Source organism: Mycobacteroides abscessus ATCC 19977, assembly GCF_000069185.1.
Lineage (GTDB): Bacteria > Actinomycetota > Actinomycetes > Mycobacteriales > Mycobacteriaceae > Mycobacterium > Mycobacterium abscessus.
Map to the genome: position 1 here is coordinate 916823 of NC_010397.1, position 16499 is coordinate 933321.

The 16499-nt window shown below is 65.2% G+C and carries 12 protein-coding genes; 6 read left to right on the forward strand and 6 right to left on the reverse strand.

Annotated features, from left to right (window positions below):
• The first annotated feature begins 34 nt into the window (after window positions 1-34).
• Complete coding sequence (locus tag MAB_RS04840) at window positions 35-1258, forward strand: bifunctional glycosyltransferase family 2/GtrA family protein (RefSeq protein ID WP_005092724.1); 1224 nt, start codon at window positions 35-37, stop codon at window positions 1256-1258.
• Complete coding sequence (locus MAB_RS04845; RefSeq protein WP_005113349.1) at window positions 1255-3141, forward strand: glycosyltransferase family 39 protein; 1887 nt, start codon at window positions 1255-1257, stop codon at window positions 3139-3141. The genes MAB_RS04840 and MAB_RS04845 overlap by 4 nt, the downstream gene beginning before the upstream one ends.
• An 80-nt stretch (window positions 3142-3221) precedes the next feature.
• Here MAB_RS04845 and serC read toward each other — a convergent pair whose 3' ends face one another.
• A complete protein-coding gene (gene serC / locus MAB_RS04850) occupies window positions 3222-4337 on the reverse strand; it encodes a phosphoserine transaminase (protein WP_005083172.1) in 1116 nt (371 codons plus the stop codon).
• A gap of 200 nt (window positions 4338-4537) precedes the next feature.
• Here serC and MAB_RS04855 point away from each other — a divergent pair, with 200 nt between their 5' ends.
• The gene (locus tag MAB_RS04855; protein WP_005065932.1) at window positions 4538-5593 is read left to right on the forward strand and encodes an AurF N-oxygenase family protein; all 1056 of its coding nucleotides are present in this window, start codon (window positions 4538-4540) and stop codon (window positions 5591-5593) included.
• Window positions 5593-7272: an FAD-dependent oxidoreductase gene (locus tag MAB_RS04860; protein ID WP_032668362.1), complete on the forward strand. Its 1680-nt coding sequence runs from the start codon at window positions 5593-5595 to the stop codon at window positions 7270-7272. Before MAB_RS04855 ends, MAB_RS04860 begins: the two co-directional genes overlap by 1 nt.
• 108 nt (window positions 7273-7380) lie before the next feature.
• On the opposite strand, the gene MAB_RS04865 is transcribed toward MAB_RS04860, so the two are convergent.
• Both MAB_RS04865 and MAB_RS04870 read right to left on the reverse strand, forming a co-directional pair.
• Window positions 7381-7860, reverse strand: a complete 480-nt coding sequence (locus tag MAB_RS04865; RefSeq protein WP_005083170.1) for a VOC family protein — start codon at window positions 7858-7860, stop codon at window positions 7381-7383.
• A 50-nt stretch (window positions 7861-7910) separates the two neighbouring features.
• Window positions 7911-9047: a citrate synthase 2 gene (locus tag MAB_RS04870; RefSeq protein ID WP_005113352.1), complete on the reverse strand. Its 1137-nt coding sequence runs from the start codon at window positions 9045-9047 to the stop codon at window positions 7911-7913.
• A 110-nt stretch (window positions 9048-9157) separates the two neighbouring features.
• Here MAB_RS04870 and pdxH point away from each other — a divergent pair, with 110 nt between their 5' ends.
• Together pdxH and MAB_RS04880 are read left to right on the forward strand one after the other, a co-directional pair.
• Complete coding sequence (gene pdxH, locus MAB_RS04875; protein ID WP_005113353.1) at window positions 9158-9805, forward strand: pyridoxamine 5'-phosphate oxidase; 648 nt, start codon at window positions 9158-9160, stop codon at window positions 9803-9805.
• 4 nt (window positions 9806-9809) lie between these two features.
• Window positions 9810-10463 (forward strand): GAP family protein, encoded by a 654-nt coding sequence (locus tag MAB_RS04880; RefSeq protein ID WP_005083165.1) that lies wholly within the window; start codon window positions 9810-9812, stop codon window positions 10461-10463.
• Window positions 10464-10475: 12 nt separating this feature from the next.
• Here the strand turns inward: MAB_RS04880 and MAB_RS04885 are convergent, their stop codons facing one another.
• Genes MAB_RS04885 through MAB_RS04895 form a run of 3 tightly spaced genes read right to left on the reverse strand, consistent with a single transcriptional unit; the run spans window position 10476 to window position 16475 of the window.
• Entirely contained in the window at window positions 10476-12227 is a 1752-nt protein-coding gene (locus MAB_RS04885) for an AMP-binding protein (protein WP_074244064.1), read from the reverse strand.
• Window positions 12228-12246: 19 nt separating this feature from the next.
• Window positions 12247-13413, reverse strand: coding sequence for an acyltransferase PE (gene pe, locus MAB_RS04890; protein ID WP_005115773.1), 1167 nt, complete (start codon window positions 13411-13413; stop codon window positions 12247-12249).
• 53 nt (window positions 13414-13466) lie between these two features.
• Window positions 13467-16475 (reverse strand): MMPL/RND family transporter, encoded by a 3009-nt coding sequence (locus tag MAB_RS04895; RefSeq protein ID WP_005083159.1) that lies wholly within the window; start codon window positions 16473-16475, stop codon window positions 13467-13469.
• Window positions 16476-16499 lie beyond the last annotated feature (24 nt).

A 16499-nucleotide genomic window follows, 5' to 3' on the forward strand; every position in this document is an offset into this window, starting at 1 on the left:
TGACAACAGAGCCGCGCCGACCATGGTGATTCTCGTGACCAGTGTGATGCAGCCGATCGATACCCCGACGGCACCGACCGCGATCCGCGCGACGACTCTCGACATCGTGATCCCCGTATACAACGAGGAGCACGACTTGGAGCCATGCGTGCGGCGGTTGCATGCGTTCCTGGCGGACGAGGTTCCGTATTCCGCCCGTATCACCATCGCCGACAACGCCAGCACCGACAGCACGCTGAAGATCGCACACCGTCTCTCACGCGAGCTGGTCGGCGTCGACGTGCTGCACTTGGAGGAGAAGGGGCGGGGGCGGGCACTCGCGGCTGCCTGGCTGTCCTCGGACGCCGAGGTGGTCGCCTACTGCGATGTGGACTTGTCCACCGACCTCAACGCGCTCATGCCGCTGGTGGCGCCACTGATTTCGGGACACTCCGATGTCGCGTACGGCTCGCGGCTCAACCGCAACTCGCGGGTGGTGCGCGGCCCCAAGCGCGAGTTCATCTCGCGCACCTACAACCTGATTTTGCATGCCTCGCTACAGGTCCGGTTCTCCGACGCTCAGTGCGGCTTCAAGGCGATCCGTACCGATGTCGCGCGCCAACTGCTGCCGCTGGTCGAGGACAAGGAGTGGTTCTTCGACACTGAGCTGTTGGTGCTCGCCGAGCGGGTCGGCCTGCGCATCCACGAGGTGCCGGTCGACTGGGTGGATGACCCGGACAGCCGGGTGGACATCGTCGACACCGTGCGCAAAGACCTGCTCGGCATCTGGCGGCTGGGCCGGGCGCTCATGCTCGGCACGCTGCCGCTGGAGGAGCTGCGGCACAGTCTCGGCCGCGAGCCCCTCGTGGACGGCGTGCCCGCGGGCATGGTCGGCCAGCTGGTGCGGTTCGGAATCATCGGTGTGGCAAGCACATTGGCCTATGCCGTGCTGTTCCTGGCGCTGCACGGCCTGGCCGGTGACCAGGCGGCCAACTTCCTTGCCCTGCTCATCACCGCGGTGCTCAACACCTCGGCCAACCGCTTCTTCACCTTCGGGGTACGCGGTCGGCGTGACGCCGCCAAACATCAATTCCAGGGACTCGTCATCTTCGGCATCGGGCTCGCCCTGACCAGCGGATCGCTGGTCGCGATGCATCATCTGGTTCCCGATGCCTCCAAGCACGTGCTGCTGATCGTGCTCACGGTGGCCAATCTTGTTGCCACGCTGATCCGGTTCGTCGGGTTGCGGTGGGTGTTCCGAAGCGCGAATAGCCGATGAGTGTCTTGTCGACGGCTCGCGGGCGTGCCCGCGAGCCGCTTTCGGTCACCCTGCTGCTGGTCGGAACGGCGGTGGCGTATCTGATCAACCTCGCCTCCAACGGCTGGGCCAATTCCTTCTATTCAGCTGCGGTACAAGCAGGTTCGGTCTCGTGGAAGGCTGGGTTCTTCGGATCTTCGGACGCCGCGAACTCGATCACCGTCGACAAACCGCCGGCCGCGCTCTGGCTCATGGAACTGTCGGTGCGCGTGTTCGGGCTGAGTGGCTGGAGCATCCTGGTGCCACAGGTGCTGCTGGGCGTGGCGTCCGTCGGCCTGCTCTATGCCACCGTTCGCCGGTACTTCGGGCATCGAGCCGGACTGCTGGCCGGCTTGGTGCTCGCGGTCACGCCGGTGGCCGTGTTGATGTTCCGTTTCAACAACCCCGACGCTCTGCTGGTGTTTTTGATGATCGCCGCGGTGTGGGCGATGATGCGTGCCGTCGAAGACGGGCGTACCCGGTGGATGCTGCTCGTAGGGGTGTTCGTCGGGTTCGGGTTTCTGACCAAGCAGCTCCAGGTCCTGTTGGTCATCCCGCCCGTCGCGGTCACCTATCTGATCGCGGGGCCGGCGGGTGCGGGCAAGAGGCTGGCACAGCTCGTTGGATCGGCTGCCGCGGCAGTGGTTTCGGCCGGCTGGTGGATCGCCGCTGTCGAGCTGTGGCCGCCGGGTTCACGCCCGTGGATCGGTGGATCGCCCGATAACTCGATCCTCGAGCTCACCCTGGGCTACAACGGATTGGGCCGCATCAACGGCAATGAGACGGGAAGCGCCTCGGGCCCGCGCGAGGGGATGTACGGCTTCGGGGGCCACTTCGGGAGCGAGCCCGGGATCGGACGGCTGTTTCAGCCCGCGCTCGGTGGCCAGATCGCCTGGCTGCTGCCTACCGCGCTGTTACTCGCGATTCTCGGCATAGTGTTGTTACGCAATAACTCTCGTACTGACGCGCGGCGTGCCGTGCTCATCGTCTTCGGCTTGTGGATACTCACCACCGGCATCGTGTTCAGCTACATGCAGGGCATCTTCCATCCCTATTATTCGATGGCACTGACCCCTGCGGTCGCCGCGCTGGTTGGTGCCGGTTCGGTACTGGGCTGGCGGGAACGTGAAAAGTCTTGGGTGCGAGCTTGTCTCGCGGCTCTGCTGATGCTCACCGCCGCGATGGCGTGGCTGCTGTTGGGGCGTTCGCCGGAATTCCAGCCCTGGCTGCGCTGGGCGATCCTGATCCTCGCGCTGCTGGCGCTGATCGGTCTGGCGATGAGCAGATGCCCCAAGGCCGTCGTTGTCGCCGCGCTCGTCGCGGCACTGGCCGGGCCGGTCGCGTACTCGGCCGCGACCATCGCCACCCCACACGGCGGCGCGCTTCCCTCTGCCGGGCCGGAGGTGAACGGCGGCGGCTTCCCGGAATTTCCGGATATGCCCGAGCGGCCACACCGGGCCGAATTCGAACCCGCGTCCAAGCGCGGTGGCAGTCTGCTGGACGGAAGCGATCCCGGACCGAATATCGTTGCCGCCCTCAACGACAACGCGGATCGGTACACGTGGGTGGCCGCGGCGATCGGCTCGAACCAAGCGTCCGGATATCAGCTGGCCACCAGGCGGCCGGTGATGCCCATCGGTGGATTCAACGGAACCGATCCGTCGCCGACACTGGCCCAATTCCAGCAGTACGTGGCCGACGGACAGATCCATTACTTCATAGATGGGGAGCGCGGTAGCCACGGCGATGAGGGGTTCGGCCCGCCCGGCAGCGAGACCTCGAAGTCCATTCGGGAGTGGGTGCAGCGCACCTTCACCAAAAAGACCATCGACGATGTCGAGGTTTACGACCTCACGGGGCACTAGCCCGATCGAGTGGGAACCTGGCGCGGTTTGTGTGGTCTTTATCCGCGTGAGGTTCCCACTCGAGGCGGGACGCAATGGGGTCAGAGGCGCTCGACGACCCAGTCGACGCACTGGGTCAGCTTGGAGATGTCCTCGGGATCGATGGCCGCGAACATGGCCACCCGCAGCTGGTTGCGGCCCAGCTTGCGATAGGGCTCAGTGTCCACCACGCCGTTGGCGCGCAGCACCTTGGCAACTGCGGCCGCATCTACATCGTCGTTGAAGTCGATGGTGCCCACCACCTGTGAACGCTGCGCCGGATCCGCAACGAACGGCGTGGTGTACGACGTCGCCTCGGCCCAGGAGTACAGCCGCGAGGCCGAATCGGCGGTGCGCTTGGTGGCCCAGTCCAGGCCGCCGCCGGCCAGCAGCCAGTCGATCTGGTCGGCCAGCAGCAGCAAGGTCCCGATCGCGGGGGTGTTGTAGGTCTGGTTCTTCAGGCTGTTCTCCACCGCGATCGGTAGTGACAGGATGTCCGGCACCCAGCGTCCACTGCCGCCGATCTCCTCCACCCGTTCCAGGGCGGCGGGGCTCATCAGGGACACCCACAGCCCGCCGTCGCCGGCGAAGTTCTTCTGCGGCGCGAAGTAGTACGCGTCCACCTCCGACAGGTCGACGGGCAGGCCGCCGGCGCCGGAGGTGGCATCGATGAGTACCAGTGCGTTCTCCGACCCGGCGGGACGTCGCACCGGAACCATGACACCGGTCGAGGTTTCGTTGTGGGCCCAGGCGATCACATCGGCGGACGGGTCCGAGACGGGGGCGGGCGCGCTGCCCGGGTCCGCGACCACCTTGATGGGATCACCGACGAACGGGTTCTTGGCCACGCAGGAGGCGAACTTCGCGCTGAATTCACCGAACGTCAGATGCAGCGACTTCTCGCGGATCAGGCCGAACGCGGCGGCATCCCAGAACAGCGTGGAGCCGCCGTTGCCGAGGATCACCTCGTAGCCGTCGGGAGCGGAGAACAGCTCCTTGAGGCCCTCGCGGACGCGGCCCACGAGGTTCTTGACGGGTGCTTGCCGGTGCGAGGTACCGAAAAGGGAAGCGCCGGCAGTCACGAGCGATTGCAGCTGTTCGGGGCGCACCTTGGAGGGGCCGCAGCCAAAGCGTCCGTCGGCGGGCAGTAGGTCAGCGGGGATGGTCAATTCAGCCACGACTACCAGCCTAAACGGTGGCCCACTGAGAGCTGCGTCACATAAAACAAACCCCGGTGGGAACGTCACATGGGACGTTTCGTCCCAAACCTAGATAGGGCCTTCTCGCCCTGTTTACACTCGCCCAGAGCTTGTAGACTTCCAAGTAGCCCCAGAACGTAAAAGTTTGCAGGTCCGTTACCTAATCAAAGGAGATAGGCATGTCCCTCCGCGAGAAGTTGCGCGCGAAGAAGGAAGTGCGCGGCGACGCCAAGTACGTCCAGGTGCTGGAGACCCTGTCGCACGGATCGACGAACCGGAACTTCGATCCGTTCATCGACATCGACTGGGACTCGCCCGAGTACGCCGTCGTCCCCAATGACACCCGCTGGGTGCTCCCGCATCGCACCGACCCGCTCGGCCGGCACCCCTGGTACCAGTCGCAGCCGCTGGAGAAGCAGATCGAGATCGGGATGTGGCGCCAGGCCAACGTGGCCAAGGTGGGACTGCACTTCGAGAGCATCCTGATCCGTGGGCTCATTCAGTACGCCTTCAGCGTGCCCAATGGCTCCCCGGAGTTCCGCTACCTGAACCACGAGTCCATCGAGGAGTGCAACCACACCCTGATGTTCCAGGAGATGGTGAACCGCCTCGGTGTCGATGTTCCGGGTATGCCGCGCCTGCTGCGCTGGCTGTCGCCGTTCATTCCGCTGGCGTCGACCGTCGCGCCCGAGACCTTCTTCATCGGTGTGCTCGCCGGGGAAGAGCCCATCGACCACACTCAGAAGAACGTGCTGCGCGAGGGTGACAACCTGCACCCGATCATGCGGCGCGTCATGGAGATCCACGTCGCCGAGGAGGCTCGGCACATCTCGTTCGCGCACGAGTACCTGCACAAGCGCGTCCCGACGATGCACTGGTTCAACCGTTTCGTGCTGTCCATCAGCACCCCCATCATCATGCGGGTATTGATGGGCGCGATCATGACGCCGCCGCGCAGCTTCTTCAAGAAGTTCGGCATCCCGGACGATGTCCGCAAGGAGATCTTCTGGAAGAGCCCGGCCTCTCGTCAGACGATGAGCGAGGTCTTCTCCGACGTCCGCATGCTGTGCCGTGGGGTGGGCATGATGAACCCCATCGCCAAGCTGGTGTGGCGAGTGCTGCACATCGACGGCCGTGCCGCCCGCTACCGCAGCGAGCCGCAGCGCGGCCCGCTGGTGAACTACGCGGCTCCTGAGGCCGCAGCGTCTGATTCACCCAGCGCTGTTCCCGCCTGATGCCGCACGTCGTCACCCAGGCGTGCTGTAACGAGGGCTCCTGCGTTTACGCATGCCCGGTGAACTGCATCCACCCCACGCCTGACGAGCCTGATTTCCTCAAGGCAGAGATGCTGCACATCGATGCCTCGGCATGTGTCGATTGCGGTGCCTGCGTTGCTGCCTGCCCGGTAGATGCCATCAAGCCGGACTCGACCCTCAAGGAAGAGCAGCTGCCCTTCCTGCGGATCAATTCCGAGTTCTACCCGCGCGAAATCCCGCGGGCCAGTTTGGCTCCGGTCATTCAAGCGCCACCGGTGCGCGGGACCAGCGCGCTGAAGGTGGCTATCGTGGGCTCGGGCCCGGCGGCCATGTACGCCGCCGACGAGCTGTTGACCCAGCCGAATGTGAAGGTCAACATGTTCGAAAGGCTGCCTGCTCCATATGGTTTGGTGCGTGCAGGGGTGGCCCCAGACCACCAGCAGACCAAGCGGGTGACCAAGCTGTTCGACACGATGGCCGCACAGCCCAACTTCGAGTTCTTCCTGAACGTCGAGGTGGGCAAGGACATCACCCACGAGGAACTGCTGGCGCATCACCACGCGGTGATCTACTCCGTCGGTGCGTCCTCGGACCGTCGTCTGGACATCCCGGGGATCGAGCTGCCGGGCAATGCCACCGCTACCCAGGTGGTCGCGTGGATCAACGCGCATCCCGACTACGCCGACTTCCGCGTCGACCTGGACCACGAACGTGCGGTCGTCATCGGTAACGGAAACGTGGCCCTGGACGTCGCTCGGGTGCTCACCGGAGACGTCGAGCGCCTTGCGCGCACCGACATCTCGGACACCGCGCTGACCGCGCTGCGCAGCAGCAAGCTGCGCGAGGTGGTCATCGTCGGGCGACGCGGCCCCGAGCATTCGGCGTTCACGCTGCCCGAACTCCTCGGGCTGGTCGGACTGCCTGACATGACGGTTGTCGTCGACCAAGAGACCGCGGACCTCGTGGACCAAGCGTTGCAGACGCATCTGGAACCCCTGACCCGGCAGAAGCTGGAAGTCCTCAGTACCTGCCCACGTGAGGCGCGGGAGCCGGGCGGAAAGACCATCCGCTTCGCCTACAACCGCACTCCGGCCAGGGTGCTGGGGGAGGACCGCGTCGAGGCCATCGAGTTCCAGCATGGGGATACCACCGACACCATCAAGGCGGGCCTGTTCCTGACCTCGATCGGCTATCGCGGTGTCCCGATGCCCGACGTGCCCTTCGACAGCCAGCGCGGGACCATCCCGAATGAGCAAGGACGCGTCAAGGATTCGTCCACCGGCCAGGCGCATCCCGGCACCTACGTGGCCGGGTGGATCAAACGCGGTCCGACCGGATTCATCGGGACCAACAAGTCCTGTTCGCAGCAGACCGTCACCTCGCTGGTGGAGGATTACAACAACGGGCTACTCGCCGATCCGCCGCAACGGTTGTCCGGCCTTTCCAAGGTGATTCAGCGGCGCCAGCCGACGATCATCGGCCACGACGGGTGGCTGGCCATCGACCGCGCGGAAATCGCGCGTGGTAAGGGTGCAGGACGGCCGCGCGACAAGTTTGTCTCGGTGCCCGAGATGCTGCGCGTGGCCGCGGATGCCCCGCAACCACCGTTGTGGCGCAAGGCGATTCGCGGCTCCGCGCTGGAGGACCTGCTGCGGTAGCGGCTACTGGCCGCCCGCCGCGCCACCGGCCCGCCACCAAGCCCGCGACACGCCGTGTTTTGCGTGAGCGTCTCGGCGTTTGCATCAGAAACCGTAGTGTCGGCGGACTTACTCGCTGCCGCCTGCCGCGTACTTCTTGAGGTCTTCGGGGTTCACGATCTTGACGGGCTGACCCAGTGACCACAGGTGCCCGAACGGGTCCTTGATGACGCCGAAGCGATCGCCCCAGAACTGATCTTCCAGCGGCATCTCGACGGTGGCCCCGGCGTCGACGGCGCGACCGAACCAGTCGTCCACATGGGGCACCGTGAGATGAATGGTGACCGGGGTACCCCCGAGCGCGGTGGGAGTGCTGGACTTGCCGTCGTTGTACTCCGGAAAGTCGTCGTTCATCATGATGGTCGTGCCGTTGATCTTGACGGCGGCGTGCATCACCTTGCCGTCGGGCGTCTCCAGCAGGCCGAGCTCTTCGGCGCCAAAGGCGTTCTTATAGAACTCGATCGCCGCGCGGGAGTCCTCGACGATGAGGTACGGGGAGACGGAGGGTTGCACTGGTGGGAGGTCGGGAGAGGTCTGCGAGGGTTCCATGAAGACTCACCCAACCACCTCACGCAGAGTGACGCCAGGAGTTCGGGTAGTTACGCACCGACGCGAGAGTGCAGCAGCCCGAATCCCTCGACGGATTCGATGGGGCGCGGTCCGGGCCCCACATACAGCGCGGCCGGGCGCACCAACTTGCCGAGACGTTTCTGCTCCATGATGTGCGCACTCCAGCCCGCGGTGCGGGCGCAGGTGAACATGGCGGGCATCATCCGCGTCGGCACCTGCGCGAAGTCGAGAATGACCGCCGCCCAGAACTCGACATTGGTCTCGATGACGCGATCGGGGCGGCGTTCTCGCAGCTCGGCCAGGGCAGCCTGCTCAAGGGCGGCGGCAACCTCATAGCGCGCGGCGCCCAGGCGCTTGGCGGTGCTGCGCAGCACCCGCGCGCGCGGGTCTTCGGCGCGATACACCCGGTGGCCGAAGCCCATGAGCTTTTCGCGGCGGTCCAGAATGCCCCTGATGACGCCGCGGGCATCGCCGGTCTTCTCGGCCTGCTCGATCATCGGCAGTACGCGGGCGGGGGCGCCGCCATGCAATGGCCCGCTCATCGCTCCGACCGCGCCGGAGAGCGACGCGGCCACATCTGCGCCGGTGGAGGCGATCACGCGGGCAGTGAACGTCGAGGCGTTCATGCCGTGCTCGGCGGCCGATACCCAGTACGCGTCAATGGCCTCGACATGCTTGGGATCGGGATCACCCTGCCAGCGGGTCATGAAACGCGATGTGACGGTTGAACATTCGTCGACAATGTGTTGCGGAACGGCGGGCAGGGAATTGCCTCGCGCCGACTGCGCGACGTACGAGAGCGCCATGACCGAGGCGCGCGCGAGCTGACTGCGCGCCACCGAATCCTCGGTGTCCAGCAGCGGCTCGAAACCCCAGATAGGTGCCAGCATGGCCAGCCCGGCCTGTACGTCCACGCGGACGTCGCCGGTGTGCACGGGGATGGGGAAAGGTTCGGCCGGTGGGAGCCCCTGTCCGAACTTGCCGTCGACCAACAGTGCCCATACATCACCGAAGGTCACCCGCTGGGCGACCAGATCCTCGATGTCGACACCGCGATAGCGCAGTGAACCACCGTCCTTGTCCGGCTCGGCGATCTCGGTGGCGAAGGCGGTTACGCCCTCCAGTCCAGGTGCGAAATCCGCTGGTAGCGGCGCTGCAACCGTCATGATTCTCGACTCCCTACCTGTGGGTAACAACTCGGTAAAGGCGATTCTTGCACTCGCAAATAAGGGTGCTTCTTAGTCACCCCGCAGTGCCTTATCCGGGCGCCTGTAGCGTGATTTTCGTGACCGAATGGCTGCGCTCTGACTACCGCCCCGGAGAAAAGGACGGCAGCGGCGATCTCGACGTCGACTGGCTCGCCGATGGCTGGCTTCCCCTGTTGCACAAATGGTTTGATCTCGCGGTGGCCTCGGGCATCCCGGAGCCGAACGCGATGGTGCTCGCCACCGTCGACGACGGCCGACCGGTGACGCGCACGGTGCTGTGCAAGGGATTCGACGCAGCGGGTGTGACGTTCTTCTCAAACTACGATTCCGCCAAGGGACGCCAGCTGGCTGCGACACCGTATGCGAGTGTCACCTTCCCCTGGTACGCGCTGGGGCGCCAGGTCCATGTGCGTGGCCGGGTGACCAAGGTCGATCCGGCGCAGACCGCCGATTACTGGACCAATCGGCCGCGTGGATCACAGCTGGGCGCATGGGCTTCCCAGCAGTCCGCGCCCATCGAGTCGCGCGAGGCGCTGTTGGCCCAGCTTGGGGACGTCACCCAGCGGTTCGCGGGGCTGGATCAGATACCGGTGCCCCCACAGTGGGGCGGCTACGTCATCGCCCCCGAGACCGTCGAGTTCTGGCAGGGACGGGAGAATCGAGTGCATAACCGGATCGTGGTGACCGACGGCCGGGTTGAACGGCTGCAGCCCTGACCTCATGTGGATCACTCTGCTGGTGATGGCGATCGCCGTCAGCTTCGAACCCTTCCGGCTGGGCATGACGGTGTTGATGCTGAATCGGCCGCGCCCGATGCTGCAGCTGCTGGCATTCCTGTCCGGTGGGTTTGTGATGGGCATGGCGGTGGGCCTGGTGGTGCTGTTCGCCTTTCGCAATGTATCGACCGGATCCGCTCACTTCACGCTGCCCCGGGTACAGATCGGTATCGGGGTGGCGGCGCTCCTGGTCGCCGCGCTCGTGGCCTCACGGCTGCGGGGGCCGGCTTCCCACGCGCAGCTGGACAAGGTCTCGGCGCGTATTCAGTCGATCGCGACGGGTGGCTCGCTCTGGGTGGCCGGGGTCGCGGGACTGGGCATCGCGTTGCCGTCCGTGGATTTCCTGGCGGCACTGGCCGTGATCGTTGCCTCGGGCTCTCCGCCCGCCACCCAGATCAGCGCGTTGCTGATGTTCAACGTCATCGCCTTTGCGCTGGTGGAGATTCCGTTCCTGGCTCACGCGGTGGCGCCGGAGCGGACGGCCGAGGCAATGGCCAGACTCAACAGCTGGATCCAATCCAACCGCCGCCGCAATATCGCGTTGGTGCTGACGGCGGTCGGGTGCGTATTGCTGGCCGTGGGGCTTGCCGGCATCTGACACCGAGAGGGGCTAGGCGACGCCCACCGGGGAGTCCGCGTCCAATCGGATGAACTCATGCTGGAGATACTGCTCGACACACGAGCGGCGCCGAATCTTGCCGCTGGTGGTCGTGGGTAGCGATCCCGGTGGCACCAGCACGACATCTCCGACGTTTACCCCGTGCGCATTCGAGATCGCCGAGGTGATTTCGCTCCTGATGGCCTCGATGTCGGTATCGCTGCGCTTCTTGAGCTCGATGATGGTGACCAGCTTCTCGGTGCTGTCGAACGGAACCGAGATGGCCGCGACCCGGCCGCGGCTGATCTCCTGAACGGTGGCCTCGATGTCCTCGGGGTAGTAATTGCGCCCGCGGATGATGAGCAGATCCTTGATGCGGCCGACGATGAACAGCTCGCCCTCGGACACGAAGCCGAGATCGCCGGTCCTGAGCCAGGGCCCCTCCGGGGTGCCGGCGGATGGGTCGGCGATCTGCGCGCCGAAGCACCGCTGCTCCTCGGGGGACTTACGCCAATAGCCGGAAGCGACATTGTCGCCGTGCACCCAGATCTCGCCGACCACGTCCGCCGGGCACTCCCGGTGAGTGTCGCTGTCGATGATCCGCAGTACGGGGGAGTGCGGCACCTTGTACTGGACCAGCGCCGTTCCGGCCCCGGCCGCGCACCGCCGCACCCGGCCCGCCGACAGCTCCTCGACGTCGAAGTGGGCCGCGGGTGCTGTCTCGCTCCAGGTCCCGGAGGCGACGAACACCGTCGCCTCCGCCAGCCCGTAGGAGGGGCGCATCATGGAGTCCCGGAAATTGAAGTGGGCGAACCGGTCGACGAAGCGTTGCAGAGTGGCCTGCTCGACCCGCTCGGCACCGCTGATGATGCCCAGCACGCCGCCCAGGTCGAGCCCCGCCAGGTCGGCGTCGGTCGTCTTGCGGGCCGCCAGATCGAAGGCGAAGTTGGGAGCGGAGGACCAGGCGTGCGGGTTTGTGGCCAGCGCGCGCACCCAGCGCGACGGGCTTTCCAGAAAGGCCAGCGGACTGGTCAGGTCGGCCCGATAGCCGCCCAGGATCGGAGCGCAGACGCCCAGCACCAAGCCCATGTCGTGATAGAAGGGCAACCACGACACTATCGTCGCGTTCGACGGGATGGTGCAGCCGGTGTCCACGAAGAAGCTGCGCATCAACTGCTCGAAGTTCACCTGCAGATTGCGGTGCGAGAGCATGACGCCGGTAGGTGTCCGGGTGGAACCCGAGCTGTATTGCAGGTACGCGATGTTGGGGACGTCGCCCGGTACGAGGCTTGGCCCGGCGTCCACGTCGAGGCGCAAGGTGTCGATCTCGATGAGCTTGGGCGCGATCTCCAGGCGCGACTGGTCGACGTAGTCGCCGACATCTGACGCGACCGCGGACGTTGTGAGCACCACCGAGGGCGAGGTGTCGTCGAAGACGGCACTGACCCGGTCAAGACTCGAGCCGCGATGCGGCAAGGGAAGCGGCACCGCGATCAGTCCGGCCTGCATGGAGCCCAGGAACGCCAGGATGTATTCGAGGCTTTGCGGCGCCAGGATCAGCGCCCGGTCGCCGGGCGAGGCGTGCTGGCCGAGTTCGCGGGCCACATTGAAGGTGCGGCGAGACAGCTGAGACCAGGTGAGGCTTTCGGCGACACCGGTCGGACTGTTGGTGTAGTCGGTGAAGGTGAATGCGATGTCGTCCGGGCGCAGGCTCGCACGTCCGTGCAGCATCGACAGGATGGATGACTGGGTTGAAGGTGTCATAGTTTTGTCCAAGTCATGCTTAATTGGGAGGGGTCGGGCGGGTGCCGTTGCCCAGCACGGCCAGAGCGCCGCTGGTGATCTGTGAAATCGGATCGGATCCGCCACCGAATGTCGCCTGCGAGGCAGGCGCCGTCACTTCTGCGGGGTCGAAGCCCCGACGCGGGTCGACGGCGATCGGCGCCGTTGCCGGATCGTCGTTGCGCGAATAGCCCGCGTCCACCCGGGGTTGCAGAATCGCGTCGAGCCGATTCAGCGTTTCCTCCGGCACCCCGAGGTACTTGAAGCCCATCACCAGGGGAAGGTGCTGCTCGGGGATGAAATACGTCGTCGTCGTGCCGCCCCGGGAATTGGTTTCGGTCACGATGTTGCGTGCCGGAACCATCTTCGGGTTGGTGAAGGCCACCGCGGTGTGGCCGGTCGCCAAGCCGGCGATGGCATTGGCGAGCGCGAACAGGTTGTCCGGCCGGTCCGGCCAGTCGGCGATGCTGTCGTAGGCAGAGATGAACTGGTCGGTGTGGTACTGACTGTCCACCCGAGCCGGCACCGGATAGTCCATGAAGGGCACCACGGACCCAGGAGCGAAGTTCTGGGTCAGGAAGCTCTCGCTGAAGGGACTCTTCGCGATCGGGTCACCGAACGTCGCGAAGGTCAGCGACTCCGGCTCGGGTGCGGTCGGGTCTGTGGCCAGGGCATTCTTGACCGCGTTGAGGACCAGCGCGCCCTCGGACAACCCCATCGCCGTCCCGGGGCCGCCGCTGCGTATGGCGTTCTCGAGATTGGGTTCTCCGATATCGATCGATTCGCCGATGCTGGGACCGTCCAGACCCAGGCCGGGCAGGATCTTTTCTCCGATCGGACCGATGCCGGGGAAGAAGCGTTCCAGGGTGTGGCCCTGGACCTGACCGGCCGGATACCAGACGTTTTCCCGCTTCATGTTCGGGAACCAGTCCTTGCCGGTCATCCGGATGTACTCGTCATAGGGGATACCGAGCACGTGAGCGCCGCCGAGCGCGTACGCGGTGCGATCCGGCGCTGAGGGGGCGGCCTTGACCGTGCCGTCCGGTGCGATCCCGGGAATGGGAGGGCCGGGAACCTGCGGGTCATCGGCGACCGCGGAAGGGATGCCGAAACATCCTGTTACGCAGGCAACTACCAGCACTGCTGTTCCTGCGAGGAGGTTTCTCATCCGTGCTCCTGACTCAACTTCAATTTCAGTCTCACATACATAACGAGTGCTTGCTAACCTGCCGGCGCGGCGGCCGAGGGCTTCGCGGACGATGTCTGCCGCGCGTTGACCTGCGAAGGCCACCAGTTCGCCTTGCCGACCAATGCCGCGATGGCAGGCACCGTGATGGTCCGGACCACGAAGGTGTCCAGCAGAATTCCCACACCGATCACGAAGCCACCCTGGACCACGATTCCGATGCTAGAGAACAGCAGACCGCCCACCGACGCAGCGAAGATCAGTCCGGCGGCGGTGATGACGCCGCCCGTGGAGTTCAGGGCGCGGATGATGCCGTAGCGCACACTGCTCGCCGACTCGTCACGCATTCGTGACACGAAGAGCATGTTGTAGTCGGCACCGACCGCGACCAGCACCACAAAGGCCAGTGGCGGCACGGTCCAATGCAACTGCTCTCCGAGCAGATACTGGAATGTCAGTACTCCGATGCCGATCGCCGCGAAGTACGACAACACCACCGAACCAACCAGGTACAGGGGTGCGACGATGGCGCGCAGCAACACCATCAGCGTCAACAGAACGACGATCAGTGTCGCGGCGATGATGAATTGGATGTCGTGCTGGTAGTAGTCGCGCGTGTCGCGCAGCGCGGTGGGGAACCCGCCCATCGAGATCGTCGCGTCGGCCAGTGTGGTGTTGGGTTGAGCGCCCTTGGCGACATCACTGATCTGGTTGACCTGGTCCATCGCTTCGGGACTGAACGGGTTCAGCTTCGTCTGCACCAGGTACCGCACGGAGTGACCATCCGGTGAGATGAACGCCTTGGCGGCTCGCTGGAAGTCCGGATTGTTCAACACCTCGGCGGGAATGTTGAAGCCCGCCTGGGACGGGTCCGCCGCATTGGTCTTCATGGTCAGCAGGAAGTTCGATGCCTGGTTGAGCCCGTTGACGATCACCTTGATCTGCCCGACGAGCTGATCTACGCCGCCGGCCACTTGCTGACTGCCGCCGGCCAGGCGGTCGGCGCCCTGTCGCAACTGGTTGAGCCCGGCTTGCGGGCCACCGGGCTTGTCCAGGCCCATGGCATGCAGTCCGTTGACGACACTCAGTAGGGAGGCGTTGAGCTTGGTGACCGTGGTGGACAGCGTCGCCTTGTTGCCCGGGGAGTTGCCGAGCTGATGAGCGAGCCGTTCGATCTCATCGAGGCGACCGCTGTTGCGCTCGCCGACCAGCCGCTCGAACTGGCCGCGGGTGTTGCTGCATGAGGTGTCGGCATCGCAGATCGGATTGCCTTGCAGCGCCGCCAGAACGGGGTTGATCCAGCCGAACATGTCCTTCGCGGCGGAGAAGTTCCACCCCATGTCGTTGGCCAGCGCGTTGATTTCGTCGACGAGTTTGGCGGCGTTGTCCACGTTCCGTACCAGTTCGTCGCCGCCGGATTTCGTCTTCAACGAGTTCGACGCTTCGAGCAGGCTCTGCAGACCGGGGGTGATCTTGTTGAGCTGATTACGCAGATCGGTAAGGCTGCCGGCCAGGGTGTTGGCGCCTGAGGTGAGCCGGTTGAGGTCGCTGCTGCGCTGGTTGATCTGGTTGGAGCCGTCCGCCAGCCGGGTGCCCACGAGTCCGGCCTGATAGGTGGCCCTGAACTCGGGCGGCACCTCGCCGAGGGGGCGGGTGACACCACTGACCAGGCCGACGTCCGGTAGCTGCGCGATGCGAGAAGCCATCTGCTCCAAGTCGGCGAGAGCCTGCGGAGTGCGCAAGTCGCGTGGTGACTGAATGAGGATGTACTCGGGGATGGATTGGCTGAGCGGGAAGTGGCGTTCCAGCGCGGCGTAGCCCACCGAGCTCGGCGCCGACGGCGAGACGGCCTTGCGGTCGTCGTAGTTATAACGGGCGAGCAGGGCGCAGCTGCCCAGCAGCGCCAGCACCAGCACACTGGCCACCAGGTGAGGAATCGGCCGGCGGACGATCCGGATACCCGAGCGCCGCCAGAACTGGGCGGTCAGTTCGCGCCGTGGCTTGACCCACCCGCGGGGCCCGGCCAGCACCAGGATGGCGGGCAGCAGCGTCATCCCGGACAGGTATGCCACACCGATCCCGATCGCCGACGACACGCCGACCGTTTGGAAGACGCCCATCTTGGCGAAGCTCAACAGCAGGAAGGTGATGCCCACCGTGGTGGCAGAGGCGGTGATCACCTTGCCGATCGACATCATCGCGGCCCTGACGGCTTGGTCGTAGTTCTTACCCGACCGCAGGTAGTCGTGATAGCGGCTGATGAGGAAGACGGCATAGTCCGTGCCGGCGCCGGCCAGGATCGCGCTCAAGAACACGATGGACTGGTTCGAGACGCCCGCGCCGGTCAGCTGCGAATACGCCGCCACCACCGACTGTGCGATGACCAGAGATGAACCGATGGTCACCAACGGCAGCATCATCGTCAGTGCGCTGCGATAGACCAGCAGGAGCACCGCCAGCACCAGGACGGCGATCGCGATCTCGATCGGCAGCCGGTCTTGCTGGCCCGCGACGGTCAGGTCGGCCACGGTGGCCGCGGGCCCGGTGATGTGCACGGTGGTCGGACTGCCGTCGATGCTGTGCTGGATGAGGCTGGTAACCCGGTTGTACGACTCGAAGGCCTTGGGTGTGCCCAACTCACCGGCCAGACCGACCGGCAGCACCCAGGTCTTGTTGTCCTGACTCGTCAGGAACTTGCGCAACTCGGGAGTACCGATGAAGTCCTGCACCGACACGACGTTGGTCAGATCGTGTCGCAGTGCGTCGACCACCTTGCGGTAGCTGTCGGCATCGTCCTTGCCGAGTCCGTTCTCGTTGATGAATACGACCAGCAGAAGATCGTCATTACTGGATTCGTGGAACGCCTCGGTCATCTTCTTGGCCGTGACGCTTGACGGTGCGTCCGCCGGCAAGATTGCCAGCGGATGCTTCTCCGCCATCTCGGTCAGGGAGGGGAAGGTCAAGGGCAACGCGATGGCCAACGCGACCCAGGCGCCTATCACCACCCATGGCCATCGCACCACGAGATCGGCTAGCCGCCGCATAAATTCCTCACCCTCACTCTGATG

Excerpts from the sequence above, each read along its gene's own strand:
- MAB_RS04845 (WP_005113349.1), top strand. The coding sequence starts at position 1,255 with ATGAGTGTCTTGTCGACGGCTCGCGGGCGTGCCCGCGAGCCGCTTTCG.
- MAB_RS04855 (WP_005065932.1), top strand. The coding sequence starts at position 4,538 with ATGTCCCTCCGCGAGAAGTTGCGCGCGAAGAAGGAAGTGCGCGGCGAC.
- MAB_RS04860 (WP_032668362.1), top strand. The coding sequence starts at position 5,593 with ATGCCGCACGTCGTCACCCAGGCGTGCTGTAACGAGGGCTCCTGCGTT.
- MAB_RS04865 (WP_005083170.1), bottom strand. The coding sequence starts at position 7,860 with ATGGAACCCTCGCAGACCTCTCCCGACCTCCCACCAGTGCAACCCTCC.
- MAB_RS04870 (WP_005113352.1), bottom strand. The coding sequence starts at position 9,047 with ATGACGGTTGCAGCGCCGCTACCAGCGGATTTCGCACCTGGACTGGAG.
- MAB_RS04880 (WP_005083165.1), top strand. The coding sequence starts at position 9,810 with ATGTGGATCACTCTGCTGGTGATGGCGATCGCCGTCAGCTTCGAACCC.
- MAB_RS04885 (WP_074244064.1), bottom strand. The coding sequence starts at position 12,227 with ATGACACCTTCAACCCAGTCATCCATCCTGTCGATGCTGCACGGACGT.
- pe (WP_005115773.1), bottom strand. The coding sequence starts at position 13,413 with ATGAGAAACCTCCTCGCAGGAACAGCAGTGCTGGTAGTTGCCTGCGTA.
- MAB_RS04895 (WP_005083159.1), bottom strand. The coding sequence starts at position 16,475 with ATGCGGCGGCTAGCCGATCTCGTGGTGCGATGGCCATGGGTGGTGATA.